This window comes from Streptomyces sp. NPDC052012 (assembly GCF_040689265.1).
GTDB lineage: Bacteria > Actinomycetota > Actinomycetes > Streptomycetales > Streptomycetaceae > Streptomyces.
The window spans coordinates 175,967-200,338 of sequence record NZ_JBFAXA010000008.1 but is presented as its reverse complement, the minus strand read 5'-3'; the positions used below and the strand labels follow the sequence as shown (position 1 = coordinate 200,338).

Sequence of the window (24,372 nt, the reverse complement as noted above, 5' to 3'; positions counted from 1 at the left end):
AGCAGACGAACCCCGGGTGAACGCGCGGACGCCGGCTCGGCGACACGGGTGGTACGCGGCGGAGGTGTCCGCCGGTGGCGGCCTGAGAACGACGCGAAAGTTTTTGTCGGGAGCTCGGTGGCGCCTCTCAGGCCTCCTGGCTGCTCTCAGCCCTCTTGGCTCATCGCAGCCCTCCTGCTGCTCTCAGCCCTCCTGTCTCTCCGCAGCCTTCCTGGCCCTCTCAGCTCACCGGCTCCAGGAACCCCTGCTCCACCAGCAGCCGGATCTGGGCCGGGGTGCGGTCGCGGAGGACGACCGGGTCCTCGCCGAGGAGCTGGGCGATGGCGTCCAGGATGCGGCCCGCGCTCATCGTGCCGTCGCACACGCCCGCGAAGCCCGCGCCGACCGTGTCCACTCTGGTGGCCCGGCGCATCCCGCGGTTCTGGCGCAGCACGACGTGCTCCGGGTCCTCGGCGCCGGGCAGCCCCACCTGCTCCTGCACCACCTCGTCGGCCAGCCGGAAGCTCGCCTCCAGCAACGCCGCGTCGTCGTGCGTCCGCAGATAGTCGAGCCGGTCGAAGTGCGCGCGGACCGTCTCCCCGAGCGGCTGCTCGACCGGATGCGGCCATTCCTCCACGGTGACCGACGGCACGGCGGAGCCCGACTTGCGCAGGGTGATCCAGCCGAAGCCGACCGCCTTCACCTTGCGCGCCTCGAACTCGTCCAGCCACGCGTCGTACCGCGCCTGGTACTCGGCCACGTCACCGCGGTGGTCCCCCGCGTCCCGCAGCCACAGCTCGGCGTACTGGGTGATGTCCTGCATCTCGCGCTGCACGATCCAGGCGTCGCACCCGCGGGGCACCCACGACCTGAGCCTGTCCTGCCAGTCCTCCCCCTCCACGTGCTGCCAGTTGGCGAGGAACTGCGCGAACCCGCCCTCGGTCAAGCGGTCCCCCGCCTCCTGAACGAGCGTGCGGCACAGATCGTCCCCGCTCATACCGCCGTCCCGGTAGGTGAGGCGCGCGCCCGGCGAGATCACGAAGGGCGGGTTGGACACGATCAGGTCGTACGTCTCGTCGTCCCGGACCGGGGTGAACAGCGACCCCTCGCGCAGATCGGCCGCCGGAGCGCCCGAGAGGGCGAGGGTGAGCGCGGTGATGTGCAGGGCGCGCGGATTGACGTCGGTCGCCGTCACGCGCGTGGCGTGCCGGGCGGCGTGCAGCGCCTGGATGCCGGAGCCGGTGCCGAGGTCCAGCGCGGACGCGACCGGCGTACGGACCGTGATGCCGGCCAGGGTCGTGGACGCACCGCCGACGCCCAGGACGACGCCCTCGTCATGGCTGCCGATGCCTCCGGCGCCGCCGACCGCGCAGCCCAGGTCGGACACGATGAACCAGTCCTCGCCGTCCGGCCCGCCGTAGGGCCGTACGTCCACGGTCGCGGCGACCTCGTCGGCGCCGGCGCGCCTGAGCCAGCCGCTCTCCAGGCATGCCTCGACCGGCAGGACGTCCGCCACGCGCGCGTGCGCCACGGGCTGCTGCAGCAGGAACAGCCGTACGAGCGCCTCCAGCGGCGTGTCCCCGCGGGTCGCCCGCAGCGCGGGCACGGTCTCGCTGCGGGCGAGCGCCGCGTACGCGGGGGCGCCGAGCAGGTCGAGCAGTCCGTCGGCGGTGAAGGAGGCGCCGAGCAGCGCCTCCCGCAGTCGCGCGGCGACTTCGGGGCGATCGGACGAGGGCAGGGGCGGCAGACCGGCTTCACTCACGCCCCCCATTGTGGCCGCCCACCCCGACCCCCGCGCCCCGCCGTCCCGTTCAGGGCGCGCGCCCCGCTGTTCCGCTCACGGTGCGCGCCCCTCGGTTCCTGCGGGTCAGCTGTTCGTGGCCCCCGCCGAGGCCGTCGCCGCCTGGCAGCTGGGCTGACGGGACATCGCCTCACCGACCTCGCCCTCCTCCAGCGTCCTCAGGGCGTCGCTTCCGCTCTTGCTGAGCTTGTCCAGCTCGGTGGCGATGTCCTTCAGACCGTCGGCGAACTTCGCCTGGTCGTCGGTGTCGAGGCCGTCGACCTGCTTCTTCAGGGAGGCGTACGACGCGGAGATGCTGTTGAGCTCCTTCACCGCGTCCGTCTGCTTCTTCTCGCCGTCCTCGACATCCGGCGCCCCGGCCTTGTTCACGGCGGCGCCGATCGCCTTGTACGCGTCGGACATGTCCTGGAAGGCCTTCGAGTCGGTCTTCTGGACCTCCTCCGGCGTGCTGTTGTCCGAGGTCTCCTTCTGGATCGCGGCGTTGGCGGCCTCGATCTTCTTCGCCTGCGGCTGCACGGCGTCACAGACCTGCTCGGCCCAGGAGTCCAGCTTCTCGTTGGTGTCGTCGCCGCCGCATCCCGTCAGCGCCAGTACCAGTACCGCACCGCCGGACAGTGCGGCCGCGAGCTTCTTGTTCACCGGTTTGGTCCCTTCCATGGCTCTCGGCCCCGGAACATACACGCCAGATGGGCGACACCCACCCGTCGGACATCCCTTAAGACACGTTTATAACCATTTGCACCAAGCGAGAGAAGGCTCACGGCATCGGCGCACCCCGCACAGCACGGGCGGGCGACGCGTCAATACGCGCCGCCCGCCCGCACCTTGAACTGGGGCCGGGACCCCGTCCCTACGAAACCACCGCGGGGTCGGCCGACTTGGGTTCCGGTTCGGAGTTGCCTTCGTCACCCACGGCGATGCCGCGCCGCTTGGACACGTACACCGCGCCGATGATCACGACCACGGCGAGGACCGCGATCAGCACCCGCATCCCCACGCTCTTGTCCGGACCGTAGGAGAAGTTGATGACCGCGGGCGCGATGAGCAGCGCCACCAGGTTCATCACCTTCAGCAGGGGGTTGATCGCCGGTCCCGCGGTGTCCTTGAAGGGGTCGCCGACGGTGTCGCCGATGACGGTCGCCGCATGGGCCTCGCTGCCCTTGCCGCCGTGATGGCCGTCCTCGACGAGCTTCTTCGCGTTGTCCCAGGCGCCACCGGAGTTGGCGAGGAACACTGCCATCAGCGTGCCCGCGCCGATCGCGCCGGCGAGGAAGGCGCCCAGCGCGCCGACACCCAGCGTGAACCCGATGAAGATCGGCGCCATGACGGCGAGCAGACCGGGCGTGGCGAGTTCCCGCAGGGCGTCCTTGGTGCAGATGTCGACGACCTTGCCGTACTCCGGTTTCTCGCTGTAGTCCATGATCCCGGGCTTCTCACGGAACTGCCGCCGCACCTCGAAGACCACCGAACCCGCGGACCGCGACACCGCGTTGATCGCCAGCCCCGAGAAGAGGAAGACGACCGCGGCGCCCGCGATGAGACCGACGAGGTTGTTGGGCTGCGAGATGTCCATCATCAGGCTCATCGGCGCGCCCTCACCGCTGAGCTTCTCGCCCACGTCCCGCGCGCCGGTGGTGATGGCGTCCCGGTACGAGCCGAACAGCGCCGACGCCGCGAGCACGGCCGTGGCGATGGCGATGCCCTTGGTGATGGCCTTGGTGGTGTTGCCGACCGCGTCCAGGTTGGTGAGCACCTGGGCGCCCGCGCCCTCGACGTCGCCAGACATCTCGGCGATGCCCTGCGCGTTGTCGGAGACCGGCCCGAAGGTGTCCATCGCGACGATCACACCGACCGTGGTGAGCAGCCCGGTGCCGGCCAGCGCCACCGCGAACAGCGCCAGCATGATCGACGTACCGCCGAGCAGGAACGCCCCGTAGACGCCGAGGCCGATCAACAGGCCGGTGTAGACGGCCGATTCCAGGCCGACGGAGATGCCGGCCAGGACGACGGTGGCCGGGCCCGTGAGCGAGGTCTTGCCGATGTCCCTGACCGGACGCCGGGTGGTCTCGGTGAAGTAGCCGGTGAGTTGCTGGATCAGGGCGGCGAGCACGATGCCGATGGCCACCGCGACCAGCGCGAGGATCCGCGGATCGCCGTCCTTGCCCTGGATCGCCGCGTCGGTCACGCCGTCGAGGTCGGCGTACGACGACGGCAGATAGGTGAACACCGCGATGGCGACCAGGACCAGCGAGATCACCGCGGAGATGAAGAAGCCCCGGTTGATCGCGCTCATGCCGCTGCGGTCGGCGCGCCGCGGAGCCACCGCGAAGATGCCGACCATCGCGGTGAGGACACCGATCGCCGGGACGAGCAGCGGGAAGGCCAGCCCGGCGTCGCCGAACGCCGCCGAGCCGAGGATCAGCGCGGCCACCAGCGTCACGGCGTACGACTCGAACAGGTCGGCCGCCATGCCCGCGCAGTCGCCGACGTTGTCGCCCACGTTGTCGGCGATGGTCGCGGCATTGCGCGGATCGTCCTCCGGAATGCCCTGTTCGACCTTGCCGACCAGGTCGGCGCCGACGTCGGCGGCCTTGGTGAAGATGCCGCCGCCGACACGCATGAACATCGCGATCAGCGCGGCCCCGAGACCGAATCCCTCGAGCACCTTGGGCGCGTCGGCCGCGTACACCAGCACCACGCAGGCGGCACCCAGCAGGCCGAGTCCGACGGTGAACATGCCGACGACACCGCCCGTACGGAAAGCGATCTTCATCGCTCTGTGCGAGACGGCGGTGAGATCCTTTTCCGGCTCGCCCGGTGCCGGGGTCGCCTCACGAGCCGCCGCGGCGACACGCACATTGCTGCGTACGGCGAGCCACATGCCGATATAGCCCGTGGCCGCCGAGAACGCCGCTCCGATCAAGAAGAACACCGACCGTCCGGCACGCTGATTCCAGTCGTCCGCGGGCAGCAGCATGAGCAGGAAGAAAACGATCACGGCGAATACGCCGAGGGTGCGCAGCTGGCGGGCCAGATAGGCGTTGGCACCCTCCTGGACCGCTGCGGCGATCTTCTTCATGCTGTCGGTGCCCTCGCCGGCCGCGAGTACCTGGCGTACCAGGACTCCCGCGACCACCAGTGCCGCCAGTGCCACGACGCCGATGACCACCACGAGTACGCGGTTGTCGTCGGTCAGCACGGCGGCTGCGAGGGAGGTGGTGTGGCCCGACTGATGTGAGATGGAAAGCCCCGCCATTCGTCCTCCTTGACGCTTGGGCTGAGCTCAAGATGTGGACGGGATTGTAGGTACCGGAACCTGATCAAAACAGAGCGCGTTAAATGTAAATGGCCCGCACGGTAATGCCTCGGAGGCATTTACTTGATCGCACCACTATCCATTGATTGATCGTGAAGGAATTCACGCGATCAATCGCACAGAGACCACTGTAAGCGCGGGCACTGACACCCGCACATGCCGAAGGGCCCCACGAGTGGGGCCCTTCGGGAAGTCTGACTGTTCGGGTGAACCTCGGGGTGCGGATCAGTCGATCAGGGTGGGCGGCGGCGTGGTGGGCCACCTCATGCGGATCGACCCGCCGTGCTCCCCGGCGCTGACCTCGACGTCGTCGACGAGTCCGCTGATGACCGCGAGGCCCATCTCGTCCTCCTCGGGTTCCGCCTCACCGCCGGAGCCACCCGCGGACGCCCGCTCTCCGGGGACCGCGTGGGGCGCCTCGTCGCCGACCTCGATGGAGAACTGCTTCTCCTCCTCGATCAGCAGCACCTTCACGGGTGCCGAGATTCCGCCGATCTGGTGCAGTCCTACGGCCCGTGAGCACGCCTCGCCGACGGCGAGCCTGACCTCGTCGAGGACGGCCTCGTCCACTCCGGCCCTGCGCGCCACTGCCGCCGCCACGAGCCGGGCGGTCCTGACATGCTCGGGCAGCGCGCTGAAGCGGAGTTCAACGGTGGCCATGCATCCCCCTCGCAACTTCGGGCGTGCTGCGGGGAGACCGGGCCGCCGAAACGCCCGGTCCCCGCGTGCTTCGCTTCTCCCGCCCGGGCGCGCCGGCCCGGGCGCGATGGTCAGTCGGTGGCCGCAACCGCTTCCTCGACCGAGGTGTGGATCGGGAACACCTTGGTGAGGCCGGTGATGCGGAAGATCTTGAGAATGCGCTCCTGGTTGCACACCAGACGCAGGGAGCCCTCATGGGCACGCACCCGCTTCAGGCCGCCGACCAGTACGCCGAGCCCGGTGGAGTCGAGGAAGTCCACACCCTCCATGTCGACGACAAGGTGGAAACTGCCGTCGTTCACCAGCTCGACCAGCTGCTCGCGCAGCTTGGGCGCGGTATATACGTCGATTTCGCCACCGACCCTGACGATCGTGCGATCGCCCATGGTCTCGGTCGACAGGGACAGGTCCACGGATCCTCCAGCACCTTGCTATCGAGCGGTCGCCCTTGGGGCATCTCGGCTCAGCCCCCGGGACGGTTCGCCAGCCGCGATGGCATTCAATCACTTACCGGCAGGCGTGCACGACGCCTTGGCTCCATTGTCCGTCACGCCAGTGACACACTCGGTGCCGATGGCCAAGAATCACCGATCCGATCGACCCCCGACCGGCACCACGTCCCGGCCCGCGCCGGGCGTGGTCCTGGACCGGCTCGCGTCCGGACCGAGCCGGGCTTCGCGCATTACTCATACGGAGCACTTGCCCCCGCGCGAGGGTCGCCATGCCGTCTGGCCCGACCGGATCCGCGCCGAGGTGATCGCCGCCGTGCAGGCCGCGGGAATCGAGCACCCCTGGGCCCACCAGGCACGGGCCGCCGAGTACGCCCTGGACGGCGAGTCGGTCGTGGTCGCCACCGGCACCGCCTCCGGCAAGTCCCTGGCGTACCTGACGCCGGTCCTCTCCACGCTCCTGGACGGCGCCGAGGCCCCGAACGGCCGCGGCGCGACCGCCCTCTACCTCGCCCCCACGAAGGCCCTCGCGGCGGACCAGTGCCGGTCGGTGAAGGAACTTTCACATCCCCTGGGCCATTCGGTGCGCGCGGCGGTCTACGACGGCGACACGCCGTTCGAGGAACGCGAGTGGATCCGCCAGTACGCCAACTACGTGCTGACCAACCCGGACATGCTGCACCGGGGCATCCTCCCGTCCCACCCCCGCTGGTCCTCCTTCCTGAAATCGCTGAAGTACGTCGTCATCGACGAGTGCCACACCTACCGGGGCGTGTTCGGCTCGCACGTCGCCCAGGTGCTGCGCCGCCTGCGCCGCCTGTGCGCCCGCTACGGCTCCTCTCCCGTGTTCCTGCTGGCCTCCGCGACCGCCGCCGAGCCCGCGGTGGCCGCCCGCCGTCTCACCGGGCTGCCGGTGGTCGAGGTGGCCGACGACGCCTCACCGCGCGGTGAACTGGTGTTCGCCCTCTGGGAGCCGCCGCTGACCGAGCTGCACGGCGAGAAGGGCGCCCCCGTCCGCCGTACGGCCACCGCCGAGGCCGCCGACCTGCTGACCGACCTCACCGTGCAGGGCATCCGCTCGGTCACCTTCGTACGCTCCCGGCGCGGCGCCGAGCTGATCTCGGTGATCGCCCAGGAGCGCCTGGCCGAGGTGGACCGTTCACTCGCCCGGCGTGTCGCGGCGTACCGGGGCGGCTACCTCCCCGAGGAGCGCCGCGCGCTGGAACGCGCCCTGCACTCCGGCGAGCTCCTCGGCCTCGCCGCGACGAACGCCCTGGAGCTCGGCGTGGACATCTCCGGGCTGGACGCCGTGGTCATCGCCGGCTATCCCGGCACCCGCGCCTCCCTGTGGCAGCAGGCGGGGCGCGCGGGACGGTCCGGGGAAGGCGCCCTAGCGGTCCTGGTCGCCCGTGACGACCCGCTGGACACCTTCCTCGTGCACCACCCCGAGGCGCTGTTCGACCGGCCCGTGGAGTCCACCGTCCTGGACCCGGACAACCCGTACGTGCTCGCCCCGCATCTGTGCGCGGCGGCCGAGGAACTGCCGCTGACGGACGACGACCTCGACCTGTTCGGCCCCGCCTGCGCGGAGCTCCTCCCGCAACTGGAGGCCGCGAAGCTGCTCCGCCGCCGGACGAAGGCCTGGCACTGGACCCGCCACGAGCGGGCCGCCGACCTCACCGGCATCCGCGGCGAGGGCGGCCGGCCGGTCCAGGTCGTCGAGTCGGGCACGGGACGACTGCTCGGCACGGTCGACGCGGGCGCCGCGCACACGACCGTCCACGAGGGTGCCGTGCACCTGCACCAGGGCCTCACCTATCTGGTCCGCTCCCTGGACCTGGAGGACTCCGTCGCCCTGGTCGAGCAGGCCGACCCGCCCTATACGACGGTCGCCCGCGACACGACGTCGATCTCCGTGCTGGAGACGGACACCGAGGTCCCGTGGGGCGACGGCCGCCTGTGCTTCGGCTCCGTCGAGGTCACCAACCAAGTGGTCTCCTTTCTGCGTCGGCGTGTCATGACCGGTGAGGTGCTGGGCGAGACGAAACTCGACCTCCCTCCGCGTACGCTGCGCACCCGCGCGGTGTGGTGGACGGTCACCGAGGACCAGCTGGACCGGGCCCGGATCAACCCGGAGATCCTCGGCGGCGCCCTGCACGCCGCCGAGCACGCCTCGATCGGCATGCTGCCCCTGTTCGCGACCTGCGACCGCTGGGACATCGGCGGCGTCTCGATCCCTCTCCACCCCGACACCCTGCTGCCCACCGTCTTCGTCTACGACGGCCATCCGGGCGGCGCGGGCTTCGCGGAACGCGCGTTCCACACGGCCCGCGCCTGGCTCACCGCCACCCGCCAGGCCATCGCCTCCTGCGAATGCGACGCCGGCTGCCCCTCCTGCATCCAGTCCCCCAAGTGCGGCAACGGCAACGATCCGCTGCACAAGCGGGGAGCGGTACGCCTGCTCACGGTGCTGCTGGAGGGGGCCCCGGAGGAGAAGCAGGAGGGCGAGGAGGGGAGGGAAGGCGTGCCTGTGGCGGATCAGGGGGCGCCGGTGGGCCGTCCGGGTGAAGCGGCGGGTCCGGAGGAGTCGCGGGGTCGACCGGCCCCCCGGGACTCATCGGCCCCGCAGGTCCCGCCCGCGCCCTGACCTCCGCCGCGAACAGGGCCCGGCCCGCGGCCACCGACACGTCCGAGATCTCCCCCTCGACCGTGCACCGCACGAGCCGCGTGCCCTGCGCCCTGGCCACCAGGCCGGCACGGGCACAGGCCGCCGTGCCGCCCTCCGACCAGTGGTCCGCCGCCGCGAGCGCGGCGAGGTCGGCGCCCTGGGCGGCGCGGTGCCGGACGACGACCGCGTGCCCCAGGGCGAGTACGACACCGAACACGACGCACAGCACGGCGATCGCCCCGACACTCCACACGGTCGCCGAACCCCGGTCGGACGGCCGGCCGGACCGCCCTTCCTGCCGTACGGCCCCCCGCGCGGGGCGCCCGCCGACTCCCGCGCGCCGCCCGCTGTGACCGCTTCTCATGGACCCACGTCCGCGGGCTCCTTCCCCTTCCCCGCGCTCCCGCTCACCGCCTCTCACGAACCCACCCCACCGTCTCCTCCACAGCCGCCACGGCCTCCTCCCGTACGTCGAACGGAAGCCCCTGCAACAACCGTGGCCTGGCCACGACGACCACCCGAACCTGCTGCTCGCCCCGGCTCACGGTGACCTGTGCGCCGGGCGGCGCCGCCTCGCGGGTGACCGCGACGACCGCGTCGGGCGGGTCCTGGCGGGCCGCCGCACGGGCGCCCGCGCGAGCGGCGTCCACGCACTGGATCTGCGCCGCCACCACCAGGAGCCCCCACACCAGCGCCGTCGCGAACAGCACCAGCACGGGCAGCACCAGGGCCGACTCCGCCGTCACGAACCCCCGGTCGGCGCGCCGCTCACATCCGGCCATCGAGCGCCTGCTGCACGATGTTGCGCAGCGCCGTGCTGACCGGGCCGCTGGTGACCACCTTGTAGAGCACCACGGCGAACGCCACCGCCGCCACGATGCCCATGGCGTACTCGGAGGTCACCATCCCGGCGTCCTTCCGCCTCGTACGCGCCCTGTTCGTCAGGGCACACAGCCGTGCCCGTACCGCCTGATACATCTCAACCCCCGTGAGGAAAGGTCCTGTTGTTGCTCTTGCTGTTGGTGCTCTTGCTCTTGCTGTTGTTGCTCTTGCTACTGCTGTTGTTGGGGCGCTTCATCGACCACCCCCTCCCAGCACTCCGCCCGCCAGCCCGATGACCACAGGCAGGACGCCCACCGCGACGAACGCGGGCAGGAAGCACAGCCCGACCGGCGCGCTGACCATGACGGCCGCCCGACGGGCCCGTGCCGTCGCCGCGCGGGCCCACTCGGCGCGGGCCTCGGCAGCGTGGCGGGCGGCAGGGGTGGCCAGGGGAAGCCCGGCGACGTCGGCCCGTTCCAGCAGCCGGGCCAGGGCTCCGGCGCCCGGTACCGCCGACAGGCGCCGCCACGCCGCGGCCGGTTCGCCACCGAGCCGCACCTCCGCCGCGCCCCGCGTCAGCGCGTCCCCGACCGGTCCCGCCAGCGTCTCCCCGACGGCCTGCGCGGCTGTCACGGGACCGGCGCCCGCCGCGATGCAGGCGGCCAGCAGGTCGGCGGCGAGCGGAAGTTGACGCTCCGCCCGTGCCGCTTCCCGTGCCTGCTGCTGTGTGCCGGCCGCCTCCTGCCGCCGCTGCCGGTGCCACAGTCCTGCCGCGCAGGCCAGTCCGACCGCGACTCCGGCGAGCCCGCCCACCAGCGCCCAGCCGGCACACACCACACCCGCGTGGGGCAGCCAGCGCGCCGCGTCCTTCAGCGCGATGCGGCGTGGGACGACCGCCTCCGGCTCCCGGAGCAGCAGTCCCGTCAGGCGCCGGCGCGCTCTGCGCCCCAGCCGGGCCCGCCGCAGCCAACGCGCCAGCCAGCCGAGTGCGGACAACGTCCCCATCACCACCCCCAGCCTGTGGACAACGTCCCCGGTCATGCCGCCGCCTCCTCCGCGCCCCGCATGATCCGCAGCACCCACCACAGCCCCAGGCCCTCCAGCACCCCGCCGGCCGCCAGACAGCCCAGCCCGGCCGGGGTGTGCAGCAGGATGTGCAGCGGGTCCGCGCCGAGGGCTGCACCGAGCCCGAGACCCAGCACCGGGAGTCCGGCCAGCATCACCGCCGTGGCACGGGCTCCGGCCAACTGGGCACGCAGGTCGCCCCGCTGGTCCCGCTCCGCACGCAACGCCGCCTCCAGCCGGTCGAGCCCGGCCGCGAGCCCGGCGCCCTGGTCCACGGCGACCCGCCAGCACGCGGCGAGTCCCCGCAGCCCCTCCGCTCCCGGCTGCCGTGCCGCCGCCGCGAGCGCGGCGGGGACGTCCCCGCCGAACCGCGCCGCCGCGAGCACCGCCGCCTGCGCCTCGCCGAGTCCGCCGGTGTCACGCGCGGCGGGAAGCAGCGCCTCGCCCGGTTGCCGCCCGGCGCGCACCTCCCCGGCGAGCGCCGCGCACAGCGCGATCACCGCGTCCCCACGGCGCTCACGCGCCCGGCGCTCCCGAGCGGCCAGCCGGACGCGGCGCAGCACCGGCACCCCGGCCGCCCCGGCGACCAGCGGCAGCACCGACGCGCCCAGCACGGCGAGCGCGGCCCCGGCGACGAGCGCCCACCACTCGACCCGCATCCGCCCCCGGATCCGCCCCCACTCCCGGAGCACCCCGGACCACCCCGGCGGCCCGCTGCCCACCACTCCCCCGCCAGCCAGCAGCAGCCGCGCCCGCCTGGCACCGGCATTCCTGCCGCCCGACAGCCAGACCGCGCTCACCAGACACGCGGCGGCGACGCCCATCGACACCTCGGTGGCCCCGTTCATGCCCGTCATCCCCGGCCCCTCTCGCTGCCCGAGTTCAGCAGCCGCCGCAGCCGCTCCCACCCCGGCTCGTAGGCGAACCCCTCGGGCGCCCACCGCAGTGCAGGTGCCGTCCGCACCAGCCCCGACGGGTCCCGTTCCAGTACGTGCACCTCCGCGATGCGCCGCCGCCCGGTCCGGTCCCGTACGAGGTGCAGTACGACCGACAAGGCGGCCGCCAGCTGGCTGTGCAGCGCGAGGCGGTCGAGCCCGGCTGCCGTACCGAGGGCCTCCAGCCGGGCCGGCACGTCGGCGGCGGCGTTGGCATGGACCGTCCCCGAGCCGTCATGTCCCGTGTTGAGGGCGGCCAGCAGATGGACCACCTCCGAGCCGCGCACCTCGCCGACGACCAGCCGGTCCGGTCGCATCCGGAGCGCCTGGCGCACCAGGTCCTCGAGGGTGACGAGCCCGGCGCCCTCCTGGTTGGCGGGCCGTGTCTCCAGGCGTACGACGTGCGGGTGGTCGGGCCGCAGTTCCGCCGAGTCCTCGGCCAGGACGATGCGCTCGTACGGCCCGACCAGCCCCAGCAGGGCGCTGAGCAGCGTCGTCTTGCCGCTGCCGGTGCCGCCGCTGACGAGGAAGGACAGCCGGGCGTCCATCAGCGCCCGCAGCACGCGGTCGCCGCCCGGTGGCACGGTTCCCGCCGCCGTCAGCTCGTCGAGGGTGAAGGCGCGGGGCCGTACGACGCGCAGGGACAGGCAGGTGCTGCCGACGGCCACCGGCGGAAGCACCGCGTGGAGCCGTGTCCCGTCGGGGAGCCGGGCGTCCACCCAGGGTCGGGCGTCGTCCAGCCGGCGGCCGGCGACGGCGGCGAGCCGCTGTGCGAGGCGGCGCACGGACACCGCGTCCGGGAAGGAGACCCCGGTCAGCTCCAGACCGCCGCCGCGGTCCACCCAGACCCGGTCCGGGGCGGACACCAGGACGTCGGTCACCGACGGGTCGGCGAGCAGCGGCTCCAGCGGGCCGCTGCCGACCAGTTCGGACCGCAGCCGCTCGGCCGCCCCGAGCACCTCCGCGTCGCCGAGCACCCGTCCCTGCTCCCTCAGCGCCTGCGCCACCCGCGCGGGTGTCGGCTCGGCCCCGCTCTCGGCCAGCCGGCGCCGCACCCCGTCCAGCAGTCCGGCGGGCATCCCCGGCGCGCCCGGCGACGGCGTGACATTCGTCCTCATGCCGCCCTCGGCGGACCTCGGCCTCATGCCGCTCCCAGTGGTCCTCGTCCTCATGCCGCCCTCGCCTCCACCAGTGCCCGCTCCCAGAACTCCTTGCAGAAGCGGGCCAGCGGCCCGCGGCCGGACGCGGCGGGCGGCCGGCCCGACTCGTGCGGGCGCCGCAGGCCGGGCTCGACCGGCACGTCTCCGGCAAGCGGCAGATCGAGCAGCCGGGCCACCTCACGGTCGTCCAGGCCGGGCGCGTAGGGCCCGCGCACCGCCACCCGCAGATCGCGCAGGACCATGCCCACCGCGGACGCGACACGTCCGGCCGCGGCGACGGCGCGCAGTTCGGCCGGCACCACCAGCAGGCCGAGGTCGAGCTGGGCGAGCACCTCGGCCGCCGAGTCGTCGACGCGGCGCGGCAGGTCGACCACGACCGTGCCGCCGCCGCGCCGGGCGGCCGCGAGCACCGCCCGGACGGCCTGGGGCGGTACGGCCACGCAGTCGCCGCGGTCCCAGCTGAGCACCCGCAGCGAGTGCAGCTCCGGCAGCGACTCCTCCAGCGCTCCGCCGCCGACCCGCCCCCGTGAGGCGGCGAACGCGGGCCAGCGCAGCCCTTCCGCCGTCTCGCCGCCGAGGACCACGTCGAGGCCGCCGCCCAGAGGGTCCGCGTCCACGAGGAGCGTGCGCAGCCCCTCACGCGCGGAGGTCACGGCGAGGGCACACGCCAGCGTGGACGCCCCTGCACCGCCCCGGCCGCCGATGACGCCGACGGTCAGGGCGGGCCGTCCGACGCCCTCGGCCACGTCGGCGATGCGGTCGACCAGCCACTGCTCCCCGTCGGGCAGCATGAGCACATGGTCGGCGCCGATCTCCACGGCCCGCCGCCAGACCCCGGAGTCGTCCTGGTCGCGGCCGACCAGCACCACACCGCGCCGCCGCGCGGCACCGCGGACGCGCCGCGCGGCGTCGTCGCCGACGAGGACCAGCGGTGCGGCCTCCCAGCTGCCCCTCGGTTCCGGCACCCCGTGATGGACCTCCGGCGTGGCGCCGGCCGCCGCGCACAGGCGCAGCAGATCGTCGAGGAGCTGTGCGTCCTCGGTGACGATCAGCGGCCCGCCCTGACGGCCTCCCCCGGTGGCGGGTGGCGGATCGTGTGTGATGGTTCCGGCCATGTTCGTCCCCCTTCGCTGCATCTCTCGCGCGGCTCCTGCGCCCCGCGATTCCCGAACGTGTGAAGAACCGGCAAGGGGCCGTCATATGGACGGCCGACAGAAACCGGCCAAACGCGACCCGGCAAACGGAACCGGCCATGAACTCGCCGCGAGCGGGGCGCGTTGGAATCACGGTGCAGCGATCGGGAAATCGATGTGGATCTTGGTCGAAAACTGTGGACAAGTCGACCGTTGTGAATATCGCCATCACCCATACAGGTGAGCTCGGCTCACCTTCCGGACGCGCCTCGCAGCGCAGCCCGGCAATTACACGGAGTTATAGATCATGAGCATGTCAACACGCACCACCCTGCGACCACACAGCAGCGCGTCGACCACGAAGGGAGCAAGAAAACCCACCCGGACATGCGACGACCCCCGCCGGGGGGGAGAGCGGGGGTCGTCCCCACGGCCGACTCGGGGGGGGAGGAGTCGGACCGGGTTAGCACGGTCGCGAACGATCCGTGACTTCCATGGTGTACCCGAGAGCCCTCTCAGGCAAACCCACGCGCCCTACCTTACGCCGAATGAGGTGCGCCTATGCTCAGGGACGTGGAAAACCACTCCTTGCCCCGCACAGCGGCCTTCTTTGATCTGGACAAGACGGTCATTGCGAAGTCGAGCACGCTCACGTTCAGCAAGTCGTTCTACCAAGGCGGTCTGATCAACCGCAGGGCAGTGCTGCGTACCGCATATGCCCAGTTCGTCTTCCTGGCCGGCGGCGCCGATCACGACCAGATGGAGCGGATGCGCAAGTACCTGTCCGCGCTGTGCCGGGGCTGGAACGTCCAGCAGGTCAAGGAGATCGTGGCCGAGACCCTGCACGACCTGATCGACCCGATCATCTACGACGAGGCCGCCACCCTCATCGAGGAGCACCACACCGCGGGCCGCGACGTGGTGATCGTGTCCACCTCGGGAGCCGAGGTGGTCGAGCCGATCGGCGAGCTGCTGGGCGCGGACCGGGTCGTCGCCACCCGCATGGTCGTGGGCGACGACGGCTGCTTCACCGGCGAGGTGGAGTACTACGCGTACGGCCCGACGAAGGCCGAGGCGATCCGCGAGCTGGCCGAGTCCGAGGGCTACGACCTGTCCCGCTGCTACGCCTACAGCGACTCGGCGACCGATCTGCCGATGCTGGAGGCGGTGGGCCATCCGCACGCCGTGAACCCCGACCGCGCGCTGCGACGCGAAGCACTCGCACGCGAGTGGCCGATTCTGGACTTCCACCGGCCCGTACGGCTCAAGCAGCGCCTGCCCGCCTTCTCCGTACCGGCCCGCCCCGCGCTGGTCGCGGCCGCCGCCATAGGAGCAGCGGCGGCCACCGCGGGCCTGGTCTGGTACGCCAGCCGCCGACGACCGGCGTCCGTTTAGCTCCTCTTTGAACCTAAAAGTAAAGAAGCAGGGCCAGGACTTCCGCTTGCTTCGGTCCTGGAGTACAAAGGACTCAACGGCCCGCGAGACCAAGGACATCCGAGAGGATCACCTTCACAACGCAATTGGCCCCACGGACCGAGCATGAACACCGGGCACCCACGCGACGTCGACCCGTCGATTACGGGCCAGCCGCACCAGGTGACGGGCAAAGTCCCCGGCCTGATGGGCACATATCGAGGACGCTTGGTAACCCGGTGGACATGCCAGCGGCGGTACGAGTCCTCGTACCGCCGCATCACTGTTTCGTGGCGTCCTCAGGGCCCCACGCGCGGGCGTTCTCCCGCCCCCACGCACGCGTGGCGACCGGCACGCGTCACGCGGCTCCGCGCTGCAGCGCCTCGCACACCGCCGTCGACTCCCGCGCCCCGAGTTCGATCGCCCGGCCGCAGTGGGCGATCCAGGCGGCCACACCTTCGGGCGTCCCGGAGACGTAGCCCTCCAGCGCGGTCAGATAGGCCTCCCGGCCCAGTTCCGCGTGGCCGACCTCGGCCGGGCAGACGGACTTCGGGTCGAGCCCGCTGCCGACCAGGACGATGCGCTCGGCCGTGCGCGCGATGAGGCCGTTGTGCGAGACGAAGGGGCGCAGGGCGAGCAGTTCGCCGTGCACGATCGCTGCCGTCACCAGCGCAGGCGCGGAACCGCCCGCGATGATCAGCTCGGACAGCCCTTCCAGCCGGCCGTGCATCTCTGCCGCGCCCGGCAGCGGAAGCCCGATCAGCGGCTCGTCGACCGGCTCGCCCGGTTGCCGCGGGCGCCCGGTCTGGTCGGCCTGGTCCGCGGCGGCCACCAGATGCAGCCGGGCCAGCACTCTCAGGGGAGACTGCCGCCAGATGGACAGCAGTTGCCCCGCCTCGGCGGTCAGGCGCAGCGCCGCGCCCATCGTCCGCGCCTCGTCGTCACCGCTGAAGTCACTGCGCCGACGCACCTCCTCCAGCGCCCAGTCGGCGCCGGACAGCGCCGCCGAGCCACGGGCGCCGCGCAGCGCCGCCTCGGAGGTGATCTCGTTGCTGCGCCGCCGCATGACCCGGTGCCCGTAGACCCGGTCCACGGCCTTGCGCACGGACTCCACGGAGTCGGCCACGCCGGGCAGCGAGCCCAGCGCCGCGAGCGGATCGGACGCCCCTGTCGTACTCATGAGTACGACCCTACGCACTCCGGGCGCCCGCCCCACGATGGAGTGGTCTTCTTCACGCCCCCCTGCCACCTACAGCTATCACACCACTACGCTTGGTGAACATGAAAATTGCTTTCGTCGGGAAGGGCGGCAGCGGCAAGACGACCCTGTCCTCCCTGTTCATCCGCCACCTGACGGCCGAGGGTGCCCCGGTCGTCGCGGTCGACGCCGACATCAACCAGCACTTGGGCGCCGCGCTGGGCCTGGACGAGACGGAGGCGGCGGGGCTGCCCGCGATGGGCGAACACCTGCCGCTGATCAAGGACTGGCTGCGCGGCAGCAATCCGCGCATCGCCTCCGCCGAGACGATGATCAAGACGACGCCACCCGGAGCGGGCTCCCGGCTGCTGCGGGTGTGCGAGGACAACCCGGTCTACGACGCCTGCGCGCGGCCGGTGGAACTCGACGGAGGGGCCGCCCGTTTGATGGTCACGGGCCCCTTCACGGACGCCGACCTGGGGGTCGCCTGCTATCACTCCAAGACCGGAGCGGTGGAGCTGTTCCTGAACCACCTGGTGGACGGCCCCGGGGAGTACGTCGTGGTCGACATGACGGCGGGCTCGGACTCCTTCGCCTCCGGCATGTTCACCCGTTTCGACATCACGTTCCTCGTCGCCGAGCCGACCCGGAAGGGGGTCTCCGTCTATCGCCAGTACAAGGAGTACGCCCACGACTTCGGCGTCACCCTGAAGGTCGTCGGCAACAAGGTGCAGGGTCAGGACGACCTCGACTTCCTCCGCGCCGAGGTCGGGGACGACCTGCTGGTGACGGTGGGCCACTCGGACTGGGTCCGGGCCATGGAGAAGGGCCGGCCGCCCCGGTTCGACCTCCTGGAGGCCCCCAACCGCTCCGCCCTGCGCCTGCTGCACACGACCGCCGACGCCACGTACGAGCTGCGCGACTGGGAGCGCTACACCCGGCAGATGGTGCACTTCCACCTGAAGAACGCCCGCTCGTGGGGCAACGAGCGCACCGGAGCCGACCTGGCCGCGCAGATCGACCCCGGTTTCGTGCTCGGCGAGAGCGTCACCGCGAGCGCGTGAGGCTCCGCCGGGCGCGTGAGCCGCGCCCGTGCCGGTCCGAGGCGGTCAGCCCTTCGCCGCCGGTGCCCCGGGTACGCCCTTGGGTGCCGGGGCGGGGCTGCCGGCGAGGAAGGACTTCCAGCCCTTCTTCGGGGCCTCACCGACGCCCAGGGTGCGCAGCTTCTTCAGGGTCTTCGGGTCCTGGGCGTCCAGCCAATCCACCAGTTGACGGAAGGAGACACAGCGCACCTCGGACTTGTTGCACACCGTCTCGATGACCTCTTCGACGGCCCGCATGTAGGTGCCGCCGTTCCAGGACTCGAAGTGGTTGCCGATGATCAGGGGTGCGCGGTTGCCCTTGTACGCCCGCTCGAAGCCCTGCAGCAGGCCGTCACGCATCTGGTCGCCCCACAGCTCGTGCTTGGCGGGGTCGCCCTGGGTGGTGGTGCCCGACTGGTTGACCATGAAGTTGTAGTCCATGGTCAGCTGCTCGAAGCTGTGCCCCGGGAACGGCACGAGCTGCATCGACAGGTCCCACAGGCCCTGCTTCTTCTCGGGCCACACCTGGTTGTTGACCCCGCTGGTGTCGTAGCGCAGGCCGAGGTCGCGGGCCGCCTTCATGAAGTTCTTCTGGCCCTCCAGACACGGCGTCCTGGCGCCGATCAGCTCCTTGTCGTAGTCGAAGGGGAGCGGTGAGGCGTTCTTCATGCCGGTGTTGGTCTTCCAGGTCTTCACGAACGACTTGGCCTGGGCGATCTCGTCCTTCCAGTCCGCCACCGACCATTCGCCGACCCCACGGCCGCTGCCGCAGAAATGCCCATTGAAATGGGTGCCGATCTCATTGCCCTCCAGCCATGCCAGCCGCAGTTGCTTCACGGTGTCGGCGATGCCCTCGGGGTCGTTGAAGCCGATGTCGGAGCGGCCCGGGGAGTGCTGCGGCGGCCGGTACAGATCGCGCTTCTCCTCCGGGAGGAGGTACACGCCGCTCAGGAAGTACGTCATGGTCGCGTTGTTCTCCCGGGCGACCTTGCGGAAGTGGGAGAACAGCTTCTGGCTGTCCTCCCCGGCGCCGTCCCAGGAGAACACCACGAACTGAGGAGGTTTCTCACCCGGCTTCAGCCGCTGGGGCCGGGGCAGATGCGGCTGCGCACCGGTGTAGGCGGTGGAGCCGTCGCCGATCAGCCGGATCACGTTCTTCGGCGCCGGGGCGGGTCTCGCCTTCTCCTTGCTCTGCGAGCCGTCGGTGCCGCAGCCGGCGAGGGAGGCTGCGCCGACCGCGACCATCACGGTGCCCGCGGCGATTCTTCGGGTGGCGGCCATCCGTCCACCTTCTTCCTTCTCTCGGGCCAACCCTGCTGAGGGCGATCTCCGCCAAAGTCGCACGGGGCCGAGAAGGAATTAGTACGACAAGCCGATGAAATGGCCGCTTCACCCGCTAGAGGGATTGATTAGCCCATTTACCCCGAAAATCTAGGTTTGCTCTTTACTCCGAATTACGATTCGTTTACTGACTGTTGAAGTCCCTGTTGATACATCCCGCCGTCCGCGACCGCACGACCCGAGGAGACGGGAAGCATGTCAGCCTGCGTCCCCACCCATGCCCAGGGCTCGAACCCCACCGAGCGCACCCACCCCCCGCACAGCCCGCCACCGGCCGGCCCCCGGCGTTTCCGCATCGCGGGCGCCGACGTGTCGGCCTCGATCGCGGTCTTCCTGATCGCCCTCCCCCTGTCCCTCGGAATCGCCCTCGCCACGGGCGCACCCCTGCAAGCCGGCCTGGTCGCCGCCGCCGTGGGCGGGCTGGTCGCCGGACGGATCGGCGGCTCCCCGCTGCAGGTCAGCGGCCCAGCCGCCGGACTCACCGTCGTCACCGCCGATCTCATCCAGCAGTACGGCTGGCGCACCACCTGCGCCATCACCGTCCTCGCCGGGCTCGCCCAACTCGGCCTCGGCTGCCTGCGGGTGGCCCGCGGCGCACTCGCCGTCAGCCCCGCGATCGTGCACGGCATGCTCGCCGGAATCGGCGTCACCATCGCCGTCGCCCAGCTGCACATCGTCCTCGGCGGCACACCGCAGAGCTCCGTCCCCGACAACCTCCGTGCGCTTCCCGCCCAGTTGGCGAATCTGCACCCGGCGGCCTTGTCCGTGAGCGTGCTGACCCTGGCGCTGCTGCTGCTCTGGCCGAAACTGCCCGGCCGCACCGGCCGCCTCCTGCGGAAGGTACCGGCCGCGCTGGTCGCCGTCGCCGGGGCCACCGCCGTCGCGGCCCTGGCCGGCCTGGTGCTGCCCAAGGTCGACCTGCCGTCCTGGAGCAACCACGCCCTGGCCGGACTGCCCGAGGGCCCGGTGCTCGGGCTGCTCGCCGCCGTGCTCACCACCACGCTGGTGTGCAGTGTGCAGTCACTGCTCGGCGCGGTCGCGGTGGACAAACTGGTGGCCGCCCGTCCCGGTCCCGTCCCCGTCAAGCGCTCCGATCTGGACCGGGAACTGCTCGGCCAGGGCGCCGCGAACATCGTCTCCGGCTCCCTCGGCGGACTGCCCGTGGCCGGGGTCGCCGTGCGCAGCTCGGCGAATGTGCAAGCGGGTGCGGTGAGCCGGAACTCCACCATGCTGCACGGCGTTTTCGTAGTAGTCGCCGCGCTGCTGATGGTCCCGCTCCTGGAGCTCATCCCGCTCGCCTCGCTCGCCGCCCTGGTGATGGCCGTCGGCATCCAGATGGTGTCCCTGCACCACATCCGCACGGTGACCCGCCACCGGGAAGTCCTGGTCTACGCCGTCACCACCCTCGGCGTGGTGTCCTTCGGCGTCCTGGAGGGCGTGGCGCTGGGTATCGCCGTGGCCGTCGGCGTCGCCCTGCACCGGCTGACCCGCACCCGTATCACGCACGACGAGCAGGAAGGAGTCCATCACGTCCATGTGAGAGGCCAGTTGACGTTCCTCGCGGTGCCGCGGCTCAGCCGGGCCCTGCATCTCGTGCCCCAAGGGGCGGACGCCGTCGTCGCGTTGGACGGGTCGTTCATGGACCACGCCGCCTACGAGACCCTGCAGGACTGGCAGAACACGCACACCGCGCGGGGAGGCACCGTGCGGATCACCGGCCGCCGGTCGGGCCTCCGGATCGCCGAGCCCGCCGCGCTCACCGCCGATCCGGTCGGTGACGACTCCATCCCGGAGGGCGGTGACGCGAGCGACCGCCCCACGGCCCCAGACGCCGACTGCCGCTGCCGCCCCTGGACGGCCTGGCGCAACCACCAGTGCGAGGGCCCCCAAGCGGTGCACCCCCTGCAGACCGAGCAGGGCACGCGAAGCATGCGGGGCTCACGGACCGGGCAGGTCGGCGGGCACACCAAGCAGGCCGGGCAGCCTGCGCCGACCGGGCAGCCCACACCCGCCGGGCACGCCACGCCCGCCGGACAAGGCACATACATCGGGCATCCCGCGCCCACCGGACAAGCGCCGCACGCCGGACACTCCACCCCCACCGGACACCCCGCGTCGGCCGCACAGTCCGCACCCACCGGACACCCCGCGTCCGCCGGACAGCCCACCCCCGCCGCACACGCCACGTCGGCCGCACAGCCCACCCCCGCCGGACCGTCCGCGTCGGCCGAAGAAACCCTGCCGTCCTGCCCCGTCGACGACAGACCGTCCCTCCTCGGCGCGGGCGCCCAGCCGGCGCCGTCCGGGAGTGGAGGGCTGGAACTGGTGCGTGGCATCAGCGCCTTCCAGCGGAACACCGCCCCGCTGGTGCGCGGTGAGCTGGCCCGGCTGGCACGCGAAGGGCAGCGGCCCACGCAGCTGTTCCTGACCTGCGCCGACTCGCGGCTGATCACCTCGATGATCACCTCCAGTGGTCCGGGGGACCTGTTCGTGGTGCGCAACGTCGGCAATCTGGTGCCGCCGCCCGGCGAGGAGAGCGGTGACGACTCCGTGGCCGCGGCCATCGAGTACGCGGTGGACGTGCTGGCCGTGCGCTCCATCACGGTCTGCGGCCACTCGGGGTGCGGCGCGATGCAGGCGCTGCTCGGATCGGAGATGTCCGGCGCGCGCACTCCGCTCAGGCGGTGGCTGCGGCACGGGCGACCCAGCCTGGAGCGCATGGGCGAGGGGGCCGCCCCGGTGCGGCTGGCGGGGAGAGCGCCCGCGGACGCGGTGGAGCAGCTCTGTCTGGCCAATGTGGTTCAGCAGTTGGAGCATCTGCGCGCCCACGAGTCGGTGGCCCGTGCCCTCGGGGCCGGGACGCTGGAGCTGCACGGGCTGTATTTCCACGTGGGCGAGGCACAGACGTACCTCCTCACGGAGACGGACGAGGAGCCGGTGTTCGAGCGGGTGCGGGCGGTGGACCTGGTGGTGTGAGGGACCCGTCCGGGTGTGAGGGGCGTTACACCTCTTGAACCGGCTTGCTCCGTCGACCGTGGGAAGGGATGACCGCGCACACCGGTCCGAGACAGCCACACCGCGACACCGCGAGACAGCAAGCAGGTCACACACCCGAACAGGTCTAAACCAATGTGCCGACGACCCTTGTCAGCGCACCCCCGCGTCTGATGAGCTGTGGCCTGGGACACAACGGACACCCTGGGAAAGGCAGATGCCGTGAGCAACGAGAGCCTGGCCAACCTTTTGAGGGAGGAGCGTCGCTTCGCGCCGCCCGCTGACCTGGCCGCGAACGCCAACGTCACGGCCGAGGCGTACGAACAGGCCAAGGCTGACAGGCTCGGTTTCTGGGCCGAGCAGGCCCGCCGACTGACCTGGGCCAAGGAGCCCACCGAGACCCTCGACTGGTCGAACCCGCCGTTCGCGAAGTGGTTCAAGGACGGCGAGCTCAACGTCGCCTACAACTGCGTCGACCGGCATGTGGAGGCCGGCCACGGCGACCGGGTCGCCATCCACTTCGAGGGCGAGCCGGGCGACAGCCGCGCCATCACCTACGCCCAGCTCAAGGACGAGGTCTCCAAGGCCGCCAACGCCCTGCTGGAGCTGGGGGTCCGCAAGGGCGACCGGGTCGCCGTCTACATGCCGATGATCCCCGAGACCGCGGTCGCGATACTGGCCTGCGCCCGCATCGGCGCCGCCCACTCGGTGGTCTTCGGCGGCTTCTCGGCCGACGCGCTCGCCACGCGCATCGAGGACGCCGACGCCAAGGTCGTCATCACCGCCGACGGCGGCTACCGGCGCGGCAAGCCCTCCGCGCTCAAGCCGGCCGTCGACGAGGCGGTCGGGCGCGTGGACAACGTGGAGCACGTCCTCGTCGTCCGCCGCACCGGGCAGGACGTCGCCTGGACCGAGGGCCGCGACGTGTGGTGGCACGACGTGGTGGAGCGCCAGAGCACCGAGCACACCCCGGAGGCGTTCGAGGCCGAGCACCCGCTGTTCATCCTCTACACCTCGGGCACGACGGGTAAGCCGAAGGGCATCCTGCACACCTCCGGCGGCTACCTCACGCAGACGGCGTACACGCACTGGGCCGTGTTCGACCTGAAGCCGGAGACCGACGTGTACTGGTGCACGGCCGACGTCGGCTGGGTCACCGGGCACTCGTACATCGTCTACGGCCCGCTCGCCAACGGCGCGACGCAGGTGATGTACGAGGGCACGCCCGACACCCCGCACCAGGGCCGCTTCTGGGAGATCGTGCAGAAGTACGGCGTGACGATCCTCTACACGGCGCCGACCGCGATCCGGACGTTCATGAAGTGGGGCGACGACATCCCCGCGAAGTTCGACCTCAGCAGCCTGCGCGTGCTCGGCTCGGTCGGTGAGCCGATCAACCCCGAGGCGTGGATCTGGTACCGCAAGAACATCGGCGCGGACCGCACCCCCGTGGTGGACACCTGGTGGCAGACCGAGACCGGCGCGATGATGATCTCGCCGCTGCCGGGTGTGACCGCGGCCAAGCCGGGCTCCGCCCAGACGCCGCTGCCCGGCATCTCCGCGACGGTCGTCGACGACGAGGCGAACGAGGTGCCCGACGGCGGTGGCGGCTATCTCGTCCTCACCGAGCCGTGGCCGTCGATGCTGCGCACCATCTGGGGCGACGACCAGCGGTTCATCGACACGTACTGGTCACGCTTCGAGGGCAAGTACTTCGCCGGTGACGGCGCCAAGAAGGACGACGACGGCGACATCTGGCTGCTCGGCCGGGTCGACGACGTGATGCTGGTGTCCGGGCACAACATCTCCACCACCGAGGTGGAGTCCGCGCTGGTGTCCCACCCGTCGGTCGCCGAGGCGGCCGTGGTCGGCGCGGCGGACGAGACGACCGGGCAGGCGATCGTCGCCTTCGTGATCCTGCGCGGTACGGCGGCGGAGACCGAGGACCTGGTCGCCGAGCTCCGCAACCACGTGGGTGCCACGCTGGGACCGATCGCCAAGCCCAAGCGGATCCTGCCGGTGGCGGAGCTGCCGAAGACTCGCTCCGGCAAGATCATGCGCCGCCTGCTGCGGGACGTCGCCGAGAACCGCCAGCTCGGTGACGTCACCACCCTGACCGACAGCACGGTCATGGACCTCATCCAGGCCAAGCTGCCGCAGGCGCCCAGCGAGGACTGAGTCCCGCCGCCAGGCGGACCGAACGGCCCGCGACGAGGGCACCCGGCGAAGGACACGCCGGGTGCCCTCGTCGTCTCGGCGGGCGGCCGCCCTGCGCGTCCGGCAAGATCCGCGGGTAAGCTCAAGAACACGTAAGAGA

Annotated in this window: 18 protein-coding genes and 1 pseudogene; 5 read left to right on the top strand and 14 right to left on the bottom strand. The window is 71.6% G+C overall.

The window, feature by feature from the left end:
• Nucleotides 1–220 precede the first annotated feature (220 nt).
• The 5 genes from AB0412_RS17030 to bldG all read right to left on the bottom strand — a co-directional run bounded on the left by AB0412_RS17030 (nt 221) and on the right by bldG (nt 6,208).
• On the bottom strand, nt 221–1,750 hold the full coding sequence (locus AB0412_RS17030; RefSeq protein WP_366403355.1) for a methyltransferase: 1,530 nt from the start codon (nt 1,748–1,750) through the stop codon (nt 221–223).
• Nucleotides 1,751–1,846: 96 nt separating this feature from the next.
• On the bottom strand, nt 1,847–2,437 hold the full coding sequence (locus tag AB0412_RS17025) for a small secreted protein (RefSeq protein WP_366403354.1): 591 nt from the start codon (nt 2,435–2,437) through the stop codon (nt 1,847–1,849).
• Between the two features lie 193 nt (nt 2,438–2,630).
• The gene (locus AB0412_RS17020) at nt 2,631–5,036 is read right to left on the bottom strand and encodes a sodium-translocating pyrophosphatase (RefSeq protein WP_366403353.1); all 2,406 of its coding nucleotides are present in this window, start codon (nt 5,034–5,036) and stop codon (nt 2,631–2,633) included.
• A 285-nt stretch (nt 5,037–5,321) separates the two neighbouring features.
• On the bottom strand, nt 5,322–5,756 hold the full coding sequence (locus tag AB0412_RS17015; protein WP_366403352.1) for an ATP-binding protein: 435 nt from the start codon (nt 5,754–5,756) through the stop codon (nt 5,322–5,324).
• A 110-nt stretch (nt 5,757–5,866) separates the two neighbouring features.
• Complete coding sequence (bldG, locus tag AB0412_RS17010; RefSeq protein WP_003991900.1) at nt 5,867–6,208, bottom strand: anti-sigma factor antagonist BldG; 342 nt, start codon at nt 6,206–6,208, stop codon at nt 5,867–5,869.
• A gap of 79 nt (nt 6,209–6,287) precedes the next feature.
• On the opposite strand from bldG, the gene AB0412_RS17005 reads away from it, so the two are divergent.
• Complete coding sequence (locus tag AB0412_RS17005; protein ID WP_366403351.1) at nt 6,288–8,891, top strand: DEAD/DEAH box helicase; 2,604 nt, start codon at nt 6,288–6,290, stop codon at nt 8,889–8,891.
• On the opposite strand, the pseudogene AB0412_RS17000 reads toward AB0412_RS17005, so the two are convergent.
• From AB0412_RS17000 to ssd, 7 genes and pseudogenes are all read right to left on the bottom strand, one after another.
• Nucleotides 8,854–9,276, bottom strand: a pseudogene (locus AB0412_RS17000) (Rv3654c family TadE-like protein); the annotation flags it as partial. The gene AB0412_RS17005 and the pseudogene AB0412_RS17000 overlap by 38 nt on opposite strands.
• A 43-nt stretch (nt 9,277–9,319) precedes the next feature.
• Nucleotides 9,320–9,694, bottom strand: coding sequence for a TadE family type IV pilus minor pilin (locus tag AB0412_RS16995; protein ID WP_366403350.1), 375 nt, complete (start codon nt 9,692–9,694; stop codon nt 9,320–9,322).
• Entirely contained in the window at nt 9,681–9,890 is a 210-nt protein-coding gene (locus AB0412_RS16990) for a DUF4244 domain-containing protein (protein WP_366403349.1), read from the bottom strand. The genes AB0412_RS16995 and AB0412_RS16990 overlap by 14 nt, the downstream gene beginning before the upstream one ends.
• A 96-nt stretch (nt 9,891–9,986) precedes the next feature.
• On the bottom strand, nt 9,987–10,775 hold the full coding sequence (locus AB0412_RS16985; protein WP_366403348.1) for a type II secretion system F family protein: 789 nt from the start codon (nt 10,773–10,775) through the stop codon (nt 9,987–9,989).
• Nucleotides 10,772–11,647 (bottom strand): type II secretion system F family protein, encoded by an 876-nt coding sequence (locus AB0412_RS16980; protein WP_366403347.1) that lies wholly within the window; start codon nt 11,645–11,647, stop codon nt 10,772–10,774. The genes AB0412_RS16985 and AB0412_RS16980 overlap by 4 nt, the downstream gene beginning before the upstream one ends.
• Before the next feature lie 5 nt (nt 11,648–11,652).
• Nucleotides 11,653–12,852, bottom strand: a complete 1,200-nt coding sequence (locus tag AB0412_RS16975) for a TadA family conjugal transfer-associated ATPase (protein WP_366403346.1) — start codon at nt 12,850–12,852, stop codon at nt 11,653–11,655.
• Nucleotides 12,853–12,902: 50 nt separating this feature from the next.
• Nucleotides 12,903–14,009 (bottom strand): septum site-determining protein Ssd, encoded by a 1,107-nt coding sequence (ssd, locus tag AB0412_RS16970; RefSeq protein ID WP_366403345.1) that lies wholly within the window; start codon nt 14,007–14,009, stop codon nt 12,903–12,905.
• Between the two features lie 579 nt (nt 14,010–14,588).
• On the opposite strand from ssd, the gene AB0412_RS16965 reads away from it, so the two are divergent.
• Complete coding sequence (locus AB0412_RS16965; RefSeq protein ID WP_366403344.1) at nt 14,589–15,422, top strand: HAD family hydrolase; 834 nt, start codon at nt 14,589–14,591, stop codon at nt 15,420–15,422.
• Between the two features lie 376 nt (nt 15,423–15,798).
• On the opposite strand, the gene AB0412_RS16960 is transcribed toward AB0412_RS16965, so the two are convergent.
• Nucleotides 15,799–16,620 (bottom strand): oxidoreductase, encoded by an 822-nt coding sequence (locus tag AB0412_RS16960; protein WP_366403343.1) that lies wholly within the window; start codon nt 16,618–16,620, stop codon nt 15,799–15,801.
• Nucleotides 16,621–16,721: 101 nt separating this feature from the next.
• Here AB0412_RS16960 and AB0412_RS16955 point away from each other — a divergent pair, with 101 nt between their 5' ends.
• On the top strand, nt 16,722–17,702 hold the full coding sequence (locus AB0412_RS16955) for an ATP-binding protein (RefSeq protein WP_366403342.1): 981 nt from the start codon (nt 16,722–16,724) through the stop codon (nt 17,700–17,702).
• Between the two features lie 45 nt (nt 17,703–17,747).
• Here the strand turns inward: AB0412_RS16955 and AB0412_RS16950 are convergent, their stop codons facing one another.
• Nucleotides 17,748–19,001 carry a hypothetical protein gene (locus tag AB0412_RS16950; protein ID WP_366403341.1) on the bottom strand — a complete coding sequence of 418 codons (1,254 nt, stop codon included), beginning with the start codon at nt 18,999–19,001 and terminating at the stop codon, nt 17,748–17,750.
• Between the two features lie 255 nt (nt 19,002–19,256).
• Between AB0412_RS16950 and AB0412_RS16945 the strand changes: the two genes are divergently transcribed.
• On the top strand, nt 19,257–22,037 hold the full coding sequence (locus tag AB0412_RS16945) for a SulP family inorganic anion transporter (RefSeq protein WP_366403340.1): 2,781 nt from the start codon (nt 19,257–19,259) through the stop codon (nt 22,035–22,037).
• Nucleotides 22,038–22,277: 240 nt separating this feature from the next.
• A complete protein-coding gene (gene acs, locus AB0412_RS16940) occupies nt 22,278–24,233 on the top strand; it encodes an acetate--CoA ligase (RefSeq protein ID WP_366403339.1) in 1,956 nt (651 codons plus the stop codon).
• Nucleotides 24,234–24,372: the final 139 nt, after the last annotated feature.

What these genes read in the sequence shown, in the direction of transcription:
- AB0412_RS16945 (WP_366403340.1), top strand. Translation starts at nt 19,257, where the DNA reads ATGTCAGCCTGCGTCCCCACCCATGCCCAGGGCTCGAACCCCACCGAG.
- AB0412_RS16995 (WP_366403350.1), bottom strand. Translation starts at nt 9,694, where the DNA reads ATGGCCGGATGTGAGCGGCGCGCCGACCGGGGGTTCGTGACGGCGGAG.
- AB0412_RS16960 (WP_366403343.1), bottom strand. Translation starts at nt 16,620, where the DNA reads ATGAGTACGACAGGGGCGTCCGATCCGCTCGCGGCGCTGGGCTCGCTG.
- AB0412_RS16950 (WP_366403341.1), bottom strand. Translation starts at nt 19,001, where the DNA reads ATGGCCGCCACCCGAAGAATCGCCGCGGGCACCGTGATGGTCGCGGTC.
- AB0412_RS17030 (WP_366403355.1), bottom strand. Translation starts at nt 1,750, where the DNA reads ATGGGGGGCGTGAGTGAAGCCGGTCTGCCGCCCCTGCCCTCGTCCGAT.
- ssd (WP_366403345.1), bottom strand. Translation starts at nt 14,009, where the DNA reads ATGGCCGGAACCATCACACACGATCCGCCACCCGCCACCGGGGGAGGC.
- AB0412_RS16980 (WP_366403347.1), bottom strand. Translation starts at nt 11,647, where the DNA reads ATGAACGGGGCCACCGAGGTGTCGATGGGCGTCGCCGCCGCGTGTCTG.
- AB0412_RS16965 (WP_366403344.1), top strand. Translation starts at nt 14,589, where the DNA reads ATGCTCAGGGACGTGGAAAACCACTCCTTGCCCCGCACAGCGGCCTTC.
- AB0412_RS17005 (WP_366403351.1), top strand. Translation starts at nt 6,288, where the DNA reads ATGGCATTCAATCACTTACCGGCAGGCGTGCACGACGCCTTGGCTCCA.
- AB0412_RS17020 (WP_366403353.1), bottom strand. Translation starts at nt 5,036, where the DNA reads ATGGCGGGGCTTTCCATCTCACATCAGTCGGGCCACACCACCTCCCTC.
- AB0412_RS16985 (WP_366403348.1), bottom strand. Translation starts at nt 10,775, where the DNA reads ATGACCGGGGACGTTGTCCACAGGCTGGGGGTGGTGATGGGGACGTTG.
- AB0412_RS16990 (WP_366403349.1), bottom strand. Translation starts at nt 9,890, where the DNA reads ATGTATCAGGCGGTACGGGCACGGCTGTGTGCCCTGACGAACAGGGCG.
- AB0412_RS17025 (WP_366403354.1), bottom strand. Translation starts at nt 2,437, where the DNA reads ATGGAAGGGACCAAACCGGTGAACAAGAAGCTCGCGGCCGCACTGTCC.
- AB0412_RS16975 (WP_366403346.1), bottom strand. Translation starts at nt 12,852, where the DNA reads ATGAGGACGAATGTCACGCCGTCGCCGGGCGCGCCGGGGATGCCCGCC.
- AB0412_RS16955 (WP_366403342.1), top strand. Translation starts at nt 16,722, where the DNA reads ATGAAAATTGCTTTCGTCGGGAAGGGCGGCAGCGGCAAGACGACCCTG.
- AB0412_RS17015 (WP_366403352.1), bottom strand. Translation starts at nt 5,756, where the DNA reads ATGGCCACCGTTGAACTCCGCTTCAGCGCGCTGCCCGAGCATGTCAGG.